We start from the raw sequence: 14,140 nt of genomic DNA, 5'->3' as shown, positions 1-14,140 counted from the left end.
AGACGGATCAGCTATGCGATTCACCTCTTTTTTCTCTGGACTATTTCTGCTGCTTACCGGCCATCTCGCCTTTGCAGCAACCCTCAGTGTGGCCACGGCAAGCAATTTCAGTGACACCTTAAAACGGATTGCACCCGCATTCGAAAAAGCAACAGGACATCATTTGCGCATCAGTGCCGCTTCCAGCGGTAAGCTCTATGCGCAGATCCGCCACGGCGCGCCTTACGACCTGTTTCTCTCCGCTGATGCGGCACGGCCTATTGCGCTGGAGCAAGAAGGCCTCAATTTACCCGGCAGCCGTTTTACCTACGCTGTTGGCCAATTGGCACTCTGGGCTCCAGACCCGGCCAACCACGGCTTGGCACAAAAACGTCTTGAGAATCATCAGTTCAGACGCCTGGCGATTGGCAACCCCAAGACGGCGCCCTATGGCATAGCCGCCATGGAGACATTGAAACAATTAGGCCTCTGGGATGCGCTCGTGAACGACGCCGCGCGAGGCGAAAATATTGGGCAGACCTTTCAGTTTGTCGCCACGGGCAATGCAGATATCGGCTTCGTTGCGCTCTCCCAACTCATCCAGGCAAAGATCGATCCGGCACAGTACTGGGTTATACCAGCGCAACATCATCAACCGATCCTGCAACAGGGTATTATTCTGAAGCGCTCGGCCAATAAGAAGGCTGCAGAGAGATTTTTTGATTTTATCAAAGGACCTGCTGCTGAACAGATCTTGCGGGAGAGTGGCTATCTGCTGGAAGCGGCCAAAGAATGATGGGGCCGGATGATCTGTCAGCACTCTGGGTGACGTTGCGACTCGCCATGATCTCGACACTATTACTGCTGATGGTTGGCATTCCACTGGCCTGGTGGCTGGCCCGTTCAAAATCCCGCATTCGCACCCTCGTCGAGACCCTGATTGCACTGCCGCTTGTCCTACCCCCTACGGTACTCGGTTTCTATTTGCTGATTGCACTCTCTCCAAGTGGGTTTATTGGAGGCTTTTGGCAGGCAATGGGCGGTAAGGGTCTGGCGTTCACCTTCACCGGACTGGTGATCGGCTCTGTACTCTACTCCATGCCGTTTGTAGTCCAACCGCTACAAAACGCCTTTGCAGCGATTGACCGTCGTACGCTTGAGGCCGCTGCCACATTGCGGGCTTCACCACTGAACTGTTTTTTTACGGTGGTATTGCCACTGGCTCGCCCCGGACTCATCACCGCCTCTACCCTCGGTTTTGCTCATACACTGGGGGAATTTGGTGTGGTACTGATGATCGGCGGCAATATTCCAGGAGAGACTCAGGTACTCTCAATAGCCATTTATGATCATGTCGAATCGCTCGCCTACGGACAGGCCCATTTGCTCTCTGCGGGATTGTTGCTGTTTTCATTCCTGATCCTCTATCTCGTCTATCGAATGAACGGTACGCACTTCCTGCATCGGGAGCAGCGATGAACAACGCACTCGATTTTCGCTTCAAGATGTCGCTAGGCACTTTCACACTCAATACCTGTGGTGAGATACCGATTGCAGGGGTAACGGCCCTGTTTGGTCGTTCTGGATGTGGCAAAACTTCACTACTGCGCTGTATTGCAGGCTTGGAGCAGGCCGGCGAGGCCTATCTTTCACTGGCCGGAGAGTGCTGGCATGACAGCGAGCGGGGCTTTTACCTACCCCCCCATAAGCGAGACATTGGCTATGTCTTTCAGGAAGGCCAACTGTTTCCCCATCTGAAAGTATCCGGCAATCTCCTTTTCGGTTTTAAACGAACACCCGTCGAGCAGCGCCATGGTGATTTTGATCAGGTAGTCAAGTTATTGGATATTATTCCATTACTGGATCGTTACCCTGCTCAACTCTCTGGCGGCGAGAAGCAGCGTGTCGCGATCGGTCGGGCGTTACTGAATCATCCCCGCCTGCTGCTGATGGATGAACCCATGGCGGCTTTGGATCGTGGACATAAAAAAGAGATCCTGCCCTATCTGGAACGTCTGCATACCGAATCAAATATTCCGATCATCTACGTCTCCCACGACCTTGATGAAGTGGCTCGCATTGCCGATCACCTGTTGCTGATTGAGCATGGAGAAGTACTCGCGGCTGGCCCGCTATCGGAGATGCTGGCACGCGTCGATCTACCTATTGCACGAAATGAAGAAGCCGGTGCACTTTTCGATACCCAGATTCTTCAGCACGATGAGACCTATCACCTAACCCGGGTAGGATTTGCTGGAAATGAGCTGACTGTTAGCTGGATTGATCTGCCTGTGGGTGAGCGTGTACGAATCCGTATCCATGCCAAAGATGTGAGTCTGACGCTTGATCCACCGGGCCCTACCAGCATCCTCAATGTACTACCGGTTACCGTGATTGAAATGTCCGCCCATGGCCGGGGACGCATGATCGTAAAACTGGATTTGGGTGGCGTTCCACTGCTGGCCCGTATTACGCAAAAATCACAAGCCAACCTCGACCTCAAGCCCGGCATGCAAGTCTATGCCCAGATCAAGAGTGTAGCGCTCTCTCTATAATCGATGCTCAGCAGCGAAGTTACTCTGTTTTAACCAATCCAGTATAAATCCGGCAATTGCAGAACAATCATTCAGATCCAATTGCGGTATTACTGTCTGCAGTTCGGACTGATTATCCGTTGCAAACGCGATTATTGAGGCGTCATCAGGATAGAGCCGGGGCTTATTCAGATTTGAGCGATGCAGTTCAATCTTTGGGAATCGCTCATGTTTAAAGCCTTCGACTAAAATCAGATCAAGCTTGGATTGATCCAATCGTTTCAACATATCCTGAAGTATCGGGTCACCGCTCCCTTCCGTCTCCACCATTAATGCCCATCGACGGCCAGAAGCGACCAACATCTCGCTGGCGCCCGCCTTGCGCAATTCATAACTATCTTTTCCCGGCTGATCGATATCAAAATCATGGTGGGTGTGTTTAATCATACCGATACGCAGTCCCTGCTGGCGCAATAAAGGCAGCAGCTGTTTTAGCAGTGTCGTCTTCCCGGTACCACTGAAGGCGGCAAATCCAAGTACAGGTATCCGGGCATCAATCATCGGCTCACGCTACCAAACACCGTTTTAAGTATTTCTGTAGTACGGGCCACGGGGTCTTTGCGAATCAGTTGCTCTTGCTCAGCCAGTTTCAGGAACAAACCGTCCATCGCTTTGGCGGTGACATACTTATCCAGATCCAGTGAATCCATATCCACATAAGAGCCCAGGAAACCAACTTTGCCCACCATCTCTTTATAGGATGACGTCACACCAACCTGTTTTGTCGCCCGCTGTACAATAGGCAGAATAGCCGCACTGATCCTGTTACTGCCCTTGCTCTTGAAATAATCCGTGGCCGCAGTATCGGTGCCATTCAGAATACCCTTGGCATCTTCCAGACTCATCTCGCGGATGGTATCTCCAAAGATAGAGAGCGTCTCAGGTACCGCTTGCTCAGCCGCCCTATTGATGGTTGTAACAAATTCATCGACCAACTCATCCTGACCAATTGCACGAAGTCCTTTTGAAACACTCTTTAATCCATCAGGCAGGGGGATTTTTACCTGGGCATCATTCAAGTAACCGCCGTCACGACCGAGGATCTCTATCGCCTTCTCAGTGCCCACACTCAGCGCCTCTTTTAGTCCCTTTATGACCTGATCATTGGTCAGCACCTGTGAGACAGCCGGGGTGTCGGACTTCTCAACCGCCTCTTTGGCCGACTTCAACCAATCCTTCCAATCCGCTTGCACTAGACCACTTAGTGCAACCAGTGCACTTATAGTCAGTAGACGTAACGTGTATTTTTGAAACATGAGAATACTCCTTCCCTGCTGCTATTCTGCCCATTGGATGCAACAACACCTGACACCGAGAATTGATGGTGACTGGCACTAAGTCTATCAGAAGAAGAGGATTCAGCGGCAGTTATAAGCCACTTCAGTTTTGTGGTAGTTGGTAGGGATTCAGAGGAATGTTACCTGAATTTATCTTTGGTCAGTGTGATCACCAGGGTTTATGCGCTAAGTAAGCGACAAACCCTGGTAAAGAGGCAGGGAGCAGTTTGCGTAGTCGGGATCAGCGTGAATTACCAGCACCTAGCAATAACGCAAATTGCAATGCTTCCCGTCTGCTGACGCGTGCAGCTTCATTTTTGGGTGCTTTGCAACTGAATCCAGGTGTGCACTTTGGTAGCTTCGCAATCTTCGGGTTGCTCTCAGCGACTGCACGCTCTTGCAGATATGAGGTTGTGGCAGGGTATCCATATCCAGCCGTGATCGATTCAAAGTTTTGCGTCGTACCCATGGTAGTTGTCGATGCCGTTGCCAGCAACACCAAGCCGGCCAAAGTCTGTGAACCAATGTGATTTAATCTGTTTAATCTGCCCATGACGTCACCTCTTCAATCATCCCGGTATTCGCCCTCTCGATTGAAAGTCTGGACATAAAGAGATGAGGAAACAAGGGGTAAACGGGGAGAAAAGGCGCTTTATTATCAAACCGATACAGCAATCCCAAAACAACTCTCGATGACCTCCCAATCCTTCGGGAACGCCTTGGCATTTAGTAGTACGACTGGTTCACAGAGAAAAAAAATCGTACGTATTCTCTCTCTTCCAGTCAGCACTTCAAAGTGATTTTGTGCCATGCAGCATAACGACAAGATCGGCTTCACTACGACTCAACCCCAACTCTTCCACCAAACGCGATGCAGTGGCCCCCTGCTGGACAAGCTGAATGGCCTCACCATAAGGGCGATCTTGTTGCTGTGATTCAATGGATTCTTGACGATGCGCTAAATCTCGGCCGGTCCTTTCCAGAGTGCTGACCCGCTGATCAACACCTACAGCACCGGAGCAAAGCGCATTCAGGTTTTCAGTAAGGGAATGGATTTGAAGTTCAGCATCGGATAACCTTTTGGAATAGCTTTTTAAGCGTAGTGCAATGCCAATTAGCCCCACGATAGCTACAGCTGCCACAAAGAGAGAAACCAGCAATACATTTTCCATAAAGTTATATTAGGCGTAATCGTCTATTCGAGGGTGATTGTCATCGCCATCGCGCTCCGGCTTCGGTGACTCCACCTTTTTCTTTTTCTTGTCTTGTTCCGACTCAGGGCGCTTACGCTTAGGATCATCTCGCCTTACCGGCCATGTTGGCTTTATCGGTGTTGGCTGACTGATTTCGGGCATATTCGACCTCCTGGTCTTAGAGCAGATCAGAACATTCCGACCTGATCCCACTCCTCTTCACTCAACAGCTTATTCAGATCTACGACAATCAGCAGATTATTATCACTGGTAGCAACGCCCTGGATAAACTTAGAACTCTCTTCATTGCCTACATTCGGCGCTGAATCGATTTCGGAGCCTTTAAGCTCAACCACCTCGGCCACACTATCAACCAGAATACCAACCACCTGCATCTCTGACTCGATAATGACGACCCTACTGGCTTCGTCGATATCTCCGGGCGGAAGGCCGAAGCGACTACGCGTGTCGATAACTGTAACCACATTACCACGCAAGTTGATAATACCCAACACATAGGGAGGTGCACCCGGTACAGGGGCAATCTCAGTAACCCGTAATACCTCCTGCACATGCATCACATTAATACCATAGGTCTCATCTTCCAGTCGGAATGTGACCAGTTGATATACTGGATCATTTGCTGAACCCTCGGCAACGCGAGTCGTCATAGCACTACCTCTGTTTTACCTGAATTATATGTCTATTTTCCATCTCTGACCGGGGAGGATCGTATCCAAGGCACTATTTATGCCCAATCATCTCCAGCATAGCATCCACATTGAGCAGGACGCTGAGATGGTCAATTACTGTACCTGCCATCCACGGCCGGTAACCTTCACCTCTTCGCCAGCGTACCTGGTCTCTGTTCAACAGCAACGGACTTTGCAAGCTGTCACAGGCCAATCCGAAGCGGCCATCCCCAATAATCAGGATATGACTGCCCCGTTGACGCTTTTCCGAGGCACGCTCGAGCCGTTCTGGCATGATCAACTGGGCGGTATCCACCACCACTACACGCTGATTCCGATGCATCAAGATTCCCAAATACCAATCGGGCTGCCCGGGCATCTGAGTAAGATCCTGATTCCATTCAGTGATACTACTGAGGGCTGTCAACGGTACCACCAGATTCATGCCCCTAACCTTAAATGGTAGCGTCTGAAACGGTTGTCCAGCCCACTCAGGGACAATCTCCGTTGGTGTATCCAGCGCCTCCTGAGGCTGTTCTAAAGGCTTATCGGCCGTTTGCGTTATTTCTATAGTGACTGTCGACACCTCAACAGCCGGTTCAGCCTGAATACCTCGCCGAAGCTCCACCACCTCAGCCAACCTGGGCTTTGTGGCTACAGGCGCAACGGCAACTGGCTGCGCCACCTCACAATACTCATCAACCTCACTCAGAAGAGCAGCCAGGTAGCTGTCTATGGCTTGTTCTGGCGCATGCAGAACCTCTTTGGGCTTTTTCGGATCATGGGTCATCGCGCGATCCCTGTGATTGGCAGGGCATTCTGATCACTCTGCAAAGACTCCAGGAGCGCGGTATAAGCCGCAACCCCTTTCCCGCGCGGGTCGGCTATTGCCGGGGGTAAGCCAACCTTACTGGCCTCCCTGAACTCTGTATCAATCGGTATGACTCCACTCCAAACCTGTTCTCGATAGGTCTCCCTAAGCACACGAAGGCTATCCACTGAAGCTCGGGTACGACGATCATACATGGTAGGGACAATGGTATAGGGAAGGGGTGTTGTTCTTGCCTTGAGTACCATTTTTAACGTGTGCAACATCCGTTCAAGCCCTTTAAGAGCGAGAAATTCAGTCTGTACGGGAATAATTAGCCTTTCACATGCCGCCAGCGCATTGACCATTAACACACCCAACATAGGTGGGCAATCAATCAAGACATAATCAAACTGATCAGCCAATCGGTCAAAGGCACGCTTGAGCACCAAGCCCATGCCGTCCATTCGCCCAGCCTGACGATCCAGCGTCGCGAGTGCGACCGAAGCAGGCAGTAGCACTAACCCTTCGGTACCGGTCTTATAAAGTAATGTCGATGGATCAATCGGTTTTTTGTCGGCGACCGCCTTAAACAGGCTGTAGGTACTCTCCTCAATCGCGTCCGGGTCATAGCGAAAGTAACTGGTCAGTGAGCCATGCGGATCAATATCAACGAGCAGAGTACGGAATCCCCATACGGCCAGCAATCCCCCCAAACTGACGGCTGTTGTGGTCTTGCCGACCCCGCCTTTCTGATTGGCGATCGTCCAGACCTTCATTGTGAACCGCCGGGTTGGAATTCGCTTGAAGAATCTGATCCTACGTTTGTCTGCTGCGCCATAATCAGCAAGTTGACCCGACGGTTATTCTTGCGTCCGTCAACCGTATCATTGCTGGAGAGTGGTCGATGTTCACCATATCCAATTGCAGCCATACGACCTGAATCAACGCCCAGTTTGGCGAAGTAGTGAACCACGCTGGCGGAACGTGCTGCAGAAAGTTCCCAGTTTGATGGAAAGCTGATGGTACTGATCGGGACATTATCAGTATGCCCCTCTACATTGATCAGGTTGGCTAAAGGTTTAACGATCAGTATTACCTTTCGCAAAGCCTTCAGTGCATCTCTTGAAAGTCGGGCACTGCCGCTTTCAAAGAGCATACTGCTCTTCATCTCAACTTCTATACCACGATCTGTGCGTGTGACATTCACCAATCCCTGATCAGAGTATTCTGAAAGTGATGTTGCAAGATCACTTTTTACTGCATCCAGCGTCTTTGTGTCGACGACTGAGTTGCCCTCACTCTCATCAGCCAAGGGGTCATTGGGTAGCAATTCCGGCTTAGATGAATCAGAAATTATGAGGTCACCTACCTGCGGCTCAATAGAGCGTACCTCTTCACCAATTTGTATCGGTTCAAGGCTGCGGGCAGTGGTAACAAAGGCTTCCGTCAGGGTATTGGAAAGCACACGGTACTTCCCATCATTAACAGATGATATGGAATACATGACAACAAAGAAGGCAAATAACAGCGTAATGAAGTCAGCATAAGAGACCAACCACCGTTCGTGGTTATCATGCTCTTCAACTCTGCGCCTTCTGCGTGCCATCAGGTCAGATATCCTTGCAGTTTCGATTCAATATTACGGGGATTTTCACCTTCTGCAATTGAGACTATGCCTTCAATCACCATCTCCCTGTATTGGGAACGGCTCAGTGCGAGAGCTTTTAGTTTATTGCCAAATGGCAACAGAAAAAGATTAGCCAGGCCAACACCATAGATCGTCGCCACAAAGGCAGTGGCAATACCGCTGCCCAATTTGCTCGGATCAGCCAGATTCTGCATGACGTGAATTAACCCCATGACAGCACCAATAATACCGATAGTAGGCGAATAGCCACCCATACCTTCAAATACCTTAGCCGCCTGCAAATCATGGTGTTCACGCGTCTCTATCTCAACTTCCAAGATGTTACGTATGACCTCAGGCTCACTACCATCCACCAGCAACTGCATCCCTTTGCGGATAAACAGATCAGGTTCTTTTTCTGCGATCTCTTCCAGACCAAGCAGGCCCTCTTTCCTGGCAATGTTACTCCAGTCGATCAATTTCTTAATCGTCGGCTGCAACACCTGCCGCGAGGGCCTAAAGACACTTCCCGCTGAACGCAGAGAGTGGACAAAAACAGACATCGGTGTCTGTAACATGATGGCACCTACAGTGCCGCCAAAGACAATCACCAGCGCCGGACCATTCGCCAGCGCACCGATATCACCGCCTTCCAACGCGTTACCGCCAAGAATGGCACCTAAAGCGATAATGACACCAACAAGGCTTAAATAGTCCACACTACACCGCCTTGATTAAACAGGGACCCATATCGCTGAGCGATATCACCCGATCAGACAGTCCGGCCTTCTCGACGGCTTGAGGCATACCAAAGACCACGCAGCTCTCTTCACTCTGCGACCACACGGTTGATCCCCCTTCCTTGAGTGCACGGGCCGCCTGTTTTCCATCAGCACCCATGCCAGTAAGAATAATCGCCAGGATTCTTCCCGGTACTAGTCGAGCTAATGATCCAAAGCTGACGTCGACGCAGGGCCTATATGTCTGATCGGAAGTACTCTCCCTAATTCGCACAACAAGCCCATCACCGCGCTGTTCAAACACCATCTGTTTCCCTCCTGGAGCAAGATAGGCACTACCGGCTTGCAGCAGATCACCATCGGCCGCCTCTTTTACATGAATGGCGCACTGTGAATCGAGGCGCTCTGCATAGGCTGGGGTAAAACTGGCCGGCATGTGCACCACGAGAATGATGGGTAAAGGGAAATTTTCAGGCAGTCCTGTCAATAACGTCTGTATAGCAACCGGCCCCCCTGTAGAGGCACCAATCGCTACCAGTTTATGAGTACCCTTTCTGGATACGGGTGCTACGTTTCGCGGAAGATCTCTTACCGCAGGCTGTGGTCTGATAATGGTTCCCAGTCGACGCATAACCCCGCGTGAACCAATTGCCAGCACTCTACGCGCGAGTTGGCTAGCCGCATCACGGCCGCGCCCTTCATCAAACTGCTTGGGTAGAAAATCAACCGCACCGGCCTCCAAGGCATCCAGTGTTGCGCGTGCCCCTTCATGAGTCAGGGAGGAGAACATAAGAATGGGTATGGGATTTTCCATCACGATACGCTTCACCGCGCTAATGCCATCCAACACTGGCATCTCCACATCCATGGTAATAACATCCGGCTTCAACCGGCGCGCTTCAGTTATTGCACTCTGGCCATCGCCAGCAAAACCAACGACTTCAATCCCCGGATCCTTACCCAGAGCCTCAGCAATCCTTCTTCGAAAGAAAGATGAGTCATCAACAACCAGTACACGAACCTTAGAAGCAACCATCAGAGCGTAATCCAACAGGGACCATGACAGGATCGAATTGCTTCCAGAATACCTGCTGTTTTCTTGGCACCAATAGTTGTCAGCTTAGCGACGCGCATATTTTCGCATTAGCCCCGGGATATCCAGAATCAAAGCGATATTACCATCGCCCGTGATCGTCGCCCCTGCCATGCCGTCGAGCCCCTGAAGCAGGGCACCTAATGGTTTAATCACCACCTCTTCCTGCCCAATCAGATGATCGACAACCAAGCCTACCTGGGCATTACCAACAGTCACCACTACCACATGACCGACGGCTTCTCTATTTTCCCGTGTTGCTTTTGGAACCAACCATTTATGCAGGTAAAAGAGTGGTAATGCACGCTCACGAACCATGATCGTGAGTTGACCATCAACTATATGGGTACGCCGAAGGTCGAGATTGAATATTTCCACCACACTCGCTAAAGGCAGTGCAAACGGCTGGGAACCCAAAACAACCATCAATGTCGGTAGAATCGCCAGCGTCAGAGGGAGTTTGATGGTAATCAGACTGCCTTTACCATATTCAGAATCAATTTCCACCTGACCATTCATCTGGGCAATACGGGTCTTGACCACATCCATACCGACACCACGTCCGGAGACATCGGAAATTTCAGTCTTGGTCGAAAAACCAGCCGCAAAAATCAGGTTATAGCAATCTTTATCATCCAGACGGGCGGCGGCCTCTTCGTCCATCATGCCTTTTTCTACGGCCTTGCGGCGCAATACGTCCGGGTCCATCCCCTTACCATCGTCCGCGATGGTTAAGAGTATATGGTCACCCGCCTGCGCCGCAGAGAGTACAACCGTACCCTTGCGAGGCTTTCCAGCGGCTTCTCGTTCATCGGGACTCTCAATACCATGATCAACTGCATTACGGACTAAATGCACCATCGGATCAGATAACGCTTCGACCAGGTTCTTATCCAGATCGGTATCCTCTCCGTGCAGTTCCAAATCAATCTCTTTCTTCAAGCTCCTTGCCAGGTCTCGAACAACACGAGGGAATCGCCCGAACACCTTTTTCACCGGCTGCATGCGGGTCTTCATAACAGAATTTTGCAGATCCGATGTCACCACATCCAGGTTGGCTACCGCTGTCGCTACCTCTTCGTCACCCAATTTTGCCTTGAGGGTTTCGAGACGATTCCTGACCAGCACCAATTCACCCACCATGTTCATGATCTCATCCAACCGAGCCGTATCGACCCGAATGGTGGTTTCTGCCTGGGGTGCGGCTTTACGGGCTAGGGCCTGTTTTTTGTCGTCTTCCTCTTTTGCCGGCGCTGGGCGCTTAATAGTTGCTTCGGGCTTTGCTTTTGCCGCAGCAGGTGCGGCCTTCTTGGGAGCGGCGACAGGTTTTTTCTCAGCAGTCTGGGATGGAGCGGATGCCCCATTATTGACTACACCAAACTGACCTTTACCGTGTAATTCATCAAGGAGTGCATCAAACTCTTCTTCGGTAATTTCATCCGACGAAGGTTTTTTAGCAGGCGGCTTCGAAGCGGCTTTGACCGTTTCTTTAGAAGACGGTGCATCACCTAGAGCAGGAGCACCACCAAATTGCCCCTTTCCATGTAGCTGATCAAGCAGATTCTCAAACTCGTCTTCGGTAATTTCATCACTGGCTGAAGGAGCGGGTTTCGTCTGGGCTGCCGCAGGAGTTACAGCCGGCTCCGCGGGAACACCGGCATGTTTACCGGTTCCATGGAGTTGATCAAGTAACGCCTCAAACTCGTCTTCCGTGATCTCGTCACCACCGCCGAGCGCAGGATCCTGAATCGCTTGAGTGGATGCGGCCTGCTCTGTTTCAGCCATCACCTCTTCCACTTCAGCGACCTCAGTGTCAGGGGCCTCTTCCCCTACACTCTCGCTCTCGGGAATCGCCAACCGCGCAAGGGTTTCGAGCAATTCGGGACTGGCCTCTTCGGGCTCTTCACCCGACTGCACCAGGGCGAACATCTCATTCACAACATCCAGCACTTGCAGAACCGCATCCATTAGAACAGCATCGACGTTGCGCTGCCCCTGTCGCAGTACATTAAACACATCTTCAGAGACATGGCACACATTGACCAGCGGATCGATACTTAGGAAACCGGCGCCTCCCTTGATCGTATGAAATCCTCGAAACACCGCGTTTAGCAGATCAAAATCATCCGGGCGCTGCTCTAGATCAACAAGCTGTTCGCTCAGCTGCTCCAGAATTTCTCCTGCTTCTACCAGGAAGTCCTGAAGGATCTCGTCATCTAAATCAATGGCCATGTACTGACACCTCTAAAAGCCCAGACTGGAAAGCAAATCGTCCACATCATCCTGTCCACTGACCGTGTTACCTTGGTCAATCCCAGGGATGATTGGGCCTTCCAATTTATGCGCATCTTTTTGTTTTTCTGGCAATTTTGAGCCGGATATCCTGACCAGCTGCACTAACTTATCTTCGACATCATGTACTAGCGTGATGACTTGGCGAATAATCTGCCCGGTCAAATCCTGAAAATCCTGTGCCATCAGGACATCCGTCATATGGCTATGAAGCTGTTTGGATCGCTCCGTCGTTAAAGCGAGAAAGTTCGCCAACTCTTTACTGAGTACTCTGAAATCATCGACTGAGAGCTCCCGGTTACAGAACTGCTCCCATTTTGCTGAGATATCTCTGGCTTTTTCACCCAGATCATCGGCTAATGGCAATCCAGCCTCAACAGCGCCAAGCGTTGTATTTGCCGATTTCTCCGTCATGGTGATGACATAAGAGAGTCGCTCACTGGCATCCGGAATATCGACTTGCGCCATCTCGTTGATTCGTGGATCAATCAAGAATTCATTAATCGCCTCGTGTAACTCTCGCGTCAGTCTACCTACTTCGACAAAGAGTTCACTCTCTATGCAATCTGAAAGCTTCGAGATAATAGACGATGATTCTGCTTCGTTACCTGCCTTAAGTTGAGTAACCAACTCTTCGGCCAAGGCTAACCGCTCATCACTATCCATGCTCAATCTCCTGCTGGATTGTTCATGCTGACAGTTAGCCCCCAACACGTTCAAATATCTTATTGATCTTCTCTTCAAGGGTAACCGCGGTAAACGGCTTGACCACATATCCATTGACGCCAGCCTGGGCTGCTTCGATGATCTGCTCGCGTTTGGATTCGGCAGTTACCATCAACACCGGCAGCTTCACCAGATTAGCATCGGCCCTAACTGCTTTTAGCAAATCAATCCCCGTCATACCGGGCATATTCCAGTCCGTCACCAGGAAATCATAATTACCAGACTGCAGCATCGGCAGCGCGGTATTACCATCATCTGCTTCATGCGTATTGGTAAACCCGAGATCCCGAAGTAGATTTTTAATAATCCTCCGCATCGTGGAAAAATCGTCCACAACGAGAATCTTCATGTTTTTATTCAAGGCAACCTCCAAACTCGATGCCGTTACTCACACACATAAACCGATCAGACTGGATCTGTATCGGACAACCAATCTGCCAGGCGGGAGCGCAATCGCAATGTTGCCTGGCTGTGTATCTGACAGACTCTCGACTCACTCACCCCGAGCACCTGACCTATCTCCCTCAAATTCATCTCTTCGTCATAGTAGAGAGCAATAACCAAACGTTCCCTCTCTGGCAAACCTGCTATGGCTTCAGCTAATGCCTTTTTGAAGGCATCCTTCTGCATTCCATCAAACGGTCCGCTGATGTCACTGTTACCGCCTTCATAGGGAAGCTCTCCAACTGACTGCAACTCCTCTATACTAAAAATCCGGCAACCGGATGCATCTTGCAAGATGCGATGATACTGGACCAAACTCATATCCAGGACCTCTGCCACTTCCACATCCCGCGCATCACGCCCTTGCTCGTTCTCAATCGAGCGCATGGCATCTGCCACCATGCGTGCCTTCCTGTGCACTGATCGAGGCGTCCAATCACTGCGACGGATCTCATCCAGCATCGCGCCGCGTATACGAATCCCGGCATAAGTCTCAAAACTCGCACCCTGACTGGGATCATAGTTTCGACTCGCCTCAAGCAGGCCAATCATCCCTGCTTGTATTAGATCATCCGCCTGTACATTGGGCGGCAGGCGATTCATAAGATGGTAGGCGATACGTTTAACCAGCGGTGCATGCCGATTAACCAAGGTATCGGAGTCCATCTCCTG

The 14,140-nt window shown here is 50.8% G+C and carries 18 protein-coding genes; 3 read left to right on the top strand and 15 right to left on the bottom strand.

The annotated features are described in order from the left end of the window. Positions 1–13 precede the first annotated feature (13 nt). Genes modA through modC form a run of 3 tightly spaced genes read left to right on the top strand, consistent with a single transcriptional unit; the run spans position 14 to position 2,534 of the window. Positions 14–775, top strand: coding sequence for a molybdate ABC transporter substrate-binding protein (modA, locus tag FHP88_RS07105; RefSeq protein WP_144358340.1), 762 nt, complete (start codon positions 14–16; stop codon positions 773–775). Beyond that, positions 775–1,458, top strand: a complete 684-nt coding sequence (gene modB, locus FHP88_RS07100) for a molybdate ABC transporter permease subunit (RefSeq protein WP_420492994.1) — start codon at positions 775–777, stop codon at positions 1,456–1,458. The genes modA and modB overlap by 1 nt, the downstream gene beginning before the upstream one ends. Beyond that, a complete protein-coding gene (gene modC, locus FHP88_RS07095) occupies positions 1,455–2,534 on the top strand; it encodes a molybdenum ABC transporter ATP-binding protein (RefSeq protein ID WP_144358338.1) in 1,080 nt (359 codons plus the stop codon). Before modB ends, modC begins: the two co-directional genes overlap by 4 nt. Here modC and mobB read toward each other — a convergent pair. From mobB to FHP88_RS07025, 15 genes are all read right to left on the bottom strand, one after another. Continuing rightward, positions 2,529–3,074 (bottom strand): molybdopterin-guanine dinucleotide biosynthesis protein MobB, encoded by a 546-nt coding sequence (gene mobB, locus FHP88_RS07090; RefSeq protein WP_144358337.1) that lies wholly within the window; start codon positions 3,072–3,074, stop codon positions 2,529–2,531. The two genes, modC and mobB, sit on opposite strands and share 6 nt — an antisense overlap. Then, positions 3,071–3,829: a DUF4197 domain-containing protein gene (locus FHP88_RS07085; RefSeq protein WP_144358336.1), complete on the bottom strand. Its 759-nt coding sequence runs from the start codon at positions 3,827–3,829 to the stop codon at positions 3,071–3,073. The genes mobB and FHP88_RS07085 overlap by 4 nt, the downstream gene beginning before the upstream one ends. A 262-nt stretch (positions 3,830–4,091) precedes the next feature. Next, positions 4,092–4,403 (bottom strand): hypothetical protein, encoded by a 312-nt coding sequence (locus tag FHP88_RS07080; RefSeq protein ID WP_144358335.1) that lies wholly within the window; start codon positions 4,401–4,403, stop codon positions 4,092–4,094. A gap of 238 nt (positions 4,404–4,641) precedes the next feature. Beyond that, positions 4,642–5,022, bottom strand: a complete 381-nt coding sequence (locus FHP88_RS07075) for a DUF2802 domain-containing protein (RefSeq protein WP_144358334.1) — start codon at positions 5,020–5,022, stop codon at positions 4,642–4,644. Positions 5,023–5,031: 9 nt separating this feature from the next. Continuing rightward, positions 5,032–5,205 (bottom strand): hypothetical protein, encoded by a 174-nt coding sequence (locus FHP88_RS19115; RefSeq protein ID WP_186297642.1) that lies wholly within the window; start codon positions 5,203–5,205, stop codon positions 5,032–5,034. 26 nt (positions 5,206–5,231) lie between these two features. Beyond that, on the bottom strand, positions 5,232–5,714 hold the full coding sequence (locus tag FHP88_RS07070; RefSeq protein WP_144358333.1) for a chemotaxis protein CheW: 483 nt from the start codon (positions 5,712–5,714) through the stop codon (positions 5,232–5,234). 73 nt (positions 5,715–5,787) lie between these two features. Beyond that, a complete protein-coding gene (locus FHP88_RS07065; protein WP_144358332.1) occupies positions 5,788–6,525 on the bottom strand; it encodes a chemotaxis protein CheW in 738 nt (245 codons plus the stop codon). Continuing rightward, on the bottom strand, positions 6,522–7,322 hold the full coding sequence (locus tag FHP88_RS07060) for a ParA family protein (protein ID WP_144358331.1): 801 nt from the start codon (positions 7,320–7,322) through the stop codon (positions 6,522–6,524). The genes FHP88_RS07065 and FHP88_RS07060 overlap by 4 nt, the downstream gene beginning before the upstream one ends. Beyond that, positions 7,319–8,152, bottom strand: a complete 834-nt coding sequence (gene motD, locus FHP88_RS07055; RefSeq protein WP_144358330.1) for a flagellar motor protein MotD — start codon at positions 8,150–8,152, stop codon at positions 7,319–7,321. The genes FHP88_RS07060 and motD overlap by 4 nt, the downstream gene beginning before the upstream one ends. Then, positions 8,152–8,892, bottom strand: coding sequence for a flagellar motor protein (locus FHP88_RS07050; protein WP_144358329.1), 741 nt, complete (start codon positions 8,890–8,892; stop codon positions 8,152–8,154). Before FHP88_RS07050 ends, motD begins: the two co-directional genes overlap by 1 nt. Position 8,893: 1 nt before the next feature. Further along, complete coding sequence (locus FHP88_RS07045) at positions 8,894–9,949, bottom strand: protein-glutamate methylesterase/protein-glutamine glutaminase (protein WP_144358328.1); 1,056 nt, start codon at positions 9,947–9,949, stop codon at positions 8,894–8,896. Positions 9,950–10,033: 84 nt separating this feature from the next. Further along, positions 10,034–12,238 (bottom strand): chemotaxis protein CheA, encoded by a 2,205-nt coding sequence (locus FHP88_RS07040; protein WP_144358327.1) that lies wholly within the window; start codon positions 12,236–12,238, stop codon positions 10,034–10,036. A gap of 12 nt (positions 12,239–12,250) precedes the next feature. Continuing rightward, positions 12,251–12,964: a protein phosphatase CheZ gene (locus FHP88_RS07035; protein WP_144358326.1), complete on the bottom strand. Its 714-nt coding sequence runs from the start codon at positions 12,962–12,964 to the stop codon at positions 12,251–12,253. Positions 12,965–12,998: 34 nt separating this feature from the next. Continuing rightward, entirely contained in the window at positions 12,999–13,385 is a 387-nt protein-coding gene (gene cheY, locus FHP88_RS07030) for a chemotaxis response regulator CheY (protein ID WP_144358325.1), read from the bottom strand. A gap of 44 nt (positions 13,386–13,429) precedes the next feature. Continuing rightward, positions 13,430–14,134, bottom strand: coding sequence for an RNA polymerase sigma factor FliA (locus FHP88_RS07025; RefSeq protein WP_420492993.1), 705 nt, complete (start codon positions 14,132–14,134; stop codon positions 13,430–13,432). Between the last annotated feature and the right edge of the window lie 6 nt (positions 14,135–14,140).

Origin of the sequence: Sedimenticola selenatireducens (assembly GCF_007625115.1) — a bacterium.
Taxonomy (GTDB): domain Bacteria; phylum Pseudomonadota; class Gammaproteobacteria; order Chromatiales; family Chromatiaceae; genus Sedimenticola; species Sedimenticola selenatireducens_A.
This window is presented reverse-complemented; position numbering and strand designations above follow the sequence as displayed.

Bases quoted from the DNA above. Each gene is read 5' to 3' on its own strand.
- FHP88_RS07060 (WP_144358331.1), bottom strand. From the start codon at position 7,322: ATGAAGGTCTGGACGATCGCCAATCAGAAAGGCGGGGTCGGCAAGACC.
- FHP88_RS07070 (WP_144358333.1), bottom strand. From the start codon at position 5,714: ATGACGACTCGCGTTGCCGAGGGTTCAGCAAATGATCCAGTATATCAA.
- FHP88_RS07080 (WP_144358335.1), bottom strand. From the start codon at position 4,403: ATGGGCAGATTAAACAGATTAAATCACATTGGTTCACAGACTTTGGCC.
- modC (WP_144358338.1), top strand. From the start codon at position 1,455: ATGAACAACGCACTCGATTTTCGCTTCAAGATGTCGCTAGGCACTTTC.
- FHP88_RS07085 (WP_144358336.1), bottom strand. From the start codon at position 3,829: ATGTTTCAAAAATACACGTTACGTCTACTGACTATAAGTGCACTGGTT.
- FHP88_RS07075 (WP_144358334.1), bottom strand. From the start codon at position 5,022: ATGGAAAATGTATTGCTGGTTTCTCTCTTTGTGGCAGCTGTAGCTATC.
- FHP88_RS07045 (WP_144358328.1), bottom strand. From the start codon at position 9,949: ATGGTTGCTTCTAAGGTTCGTGTACTGGTTGTTGATGACTCATCTTTC.
- FHP88_RS07040 (WP_144358327.1), bottom strand. From the start codon at position 12,238: ATGGCCATTGATTTAGATGACGAGATCCTTCAGGACTTCCTGGTAGAA.
- FHP88_RS07035 (WP_144358326.1), bottom strand. From the start codon at position 12,964: ATGGATAGTGATGAGCGGTTAGCCTTGGCCGAAGAGTTGGTTACTCAA.
- FHP88_RS07065 (WP_144358332.1), bottom strand. From the start codon at position 6,525: ATGACCCATGATCCGAAAAAGCCCAAAGAGGTTCTGCATGCGCCAGAA.
- FHP88_RS07025 (WP_420492993.1), bottom strand. From the start codon at position 14,134: ATGGACTCCGATACCTTGGTTAATCGGCATGCACCGCTGGTTAAACGT.
- mobB (WP_144358337.1), bottom strand. From the start codon at position 3,074: ATGATTGATGCCCGGATACCTGTACTTGGATTTGCCGCCTTCAGTGGT.
- FHP88_RS19115 (WP_186297642.1), bottom strand. From the start codon at position 5,205: ATGCCCGAAATCAGTCAGCCAACACCGATAAAGCCAACATGGCCGGTA.
- modA (WP_144358340.1), top strand. From the start codon at position 14: ATGCGATTCACCTCTTTTTTCTCTGGACTATTTCTGCTGCTTACCGGC.
- modB (WP_420492994.1), top strand. From the start codon at position 775: ATGGGGCCGGATGATCTGTCAGCACTCTGGGTGACGTTGCGACTCGCC.
- motD (WP_144358330.1), bottom strand. From the start codon at position 8,152: ATGGCACGCAGAAGGCGCAGAGTTGAAGAGCATGATAACCACGAACGG.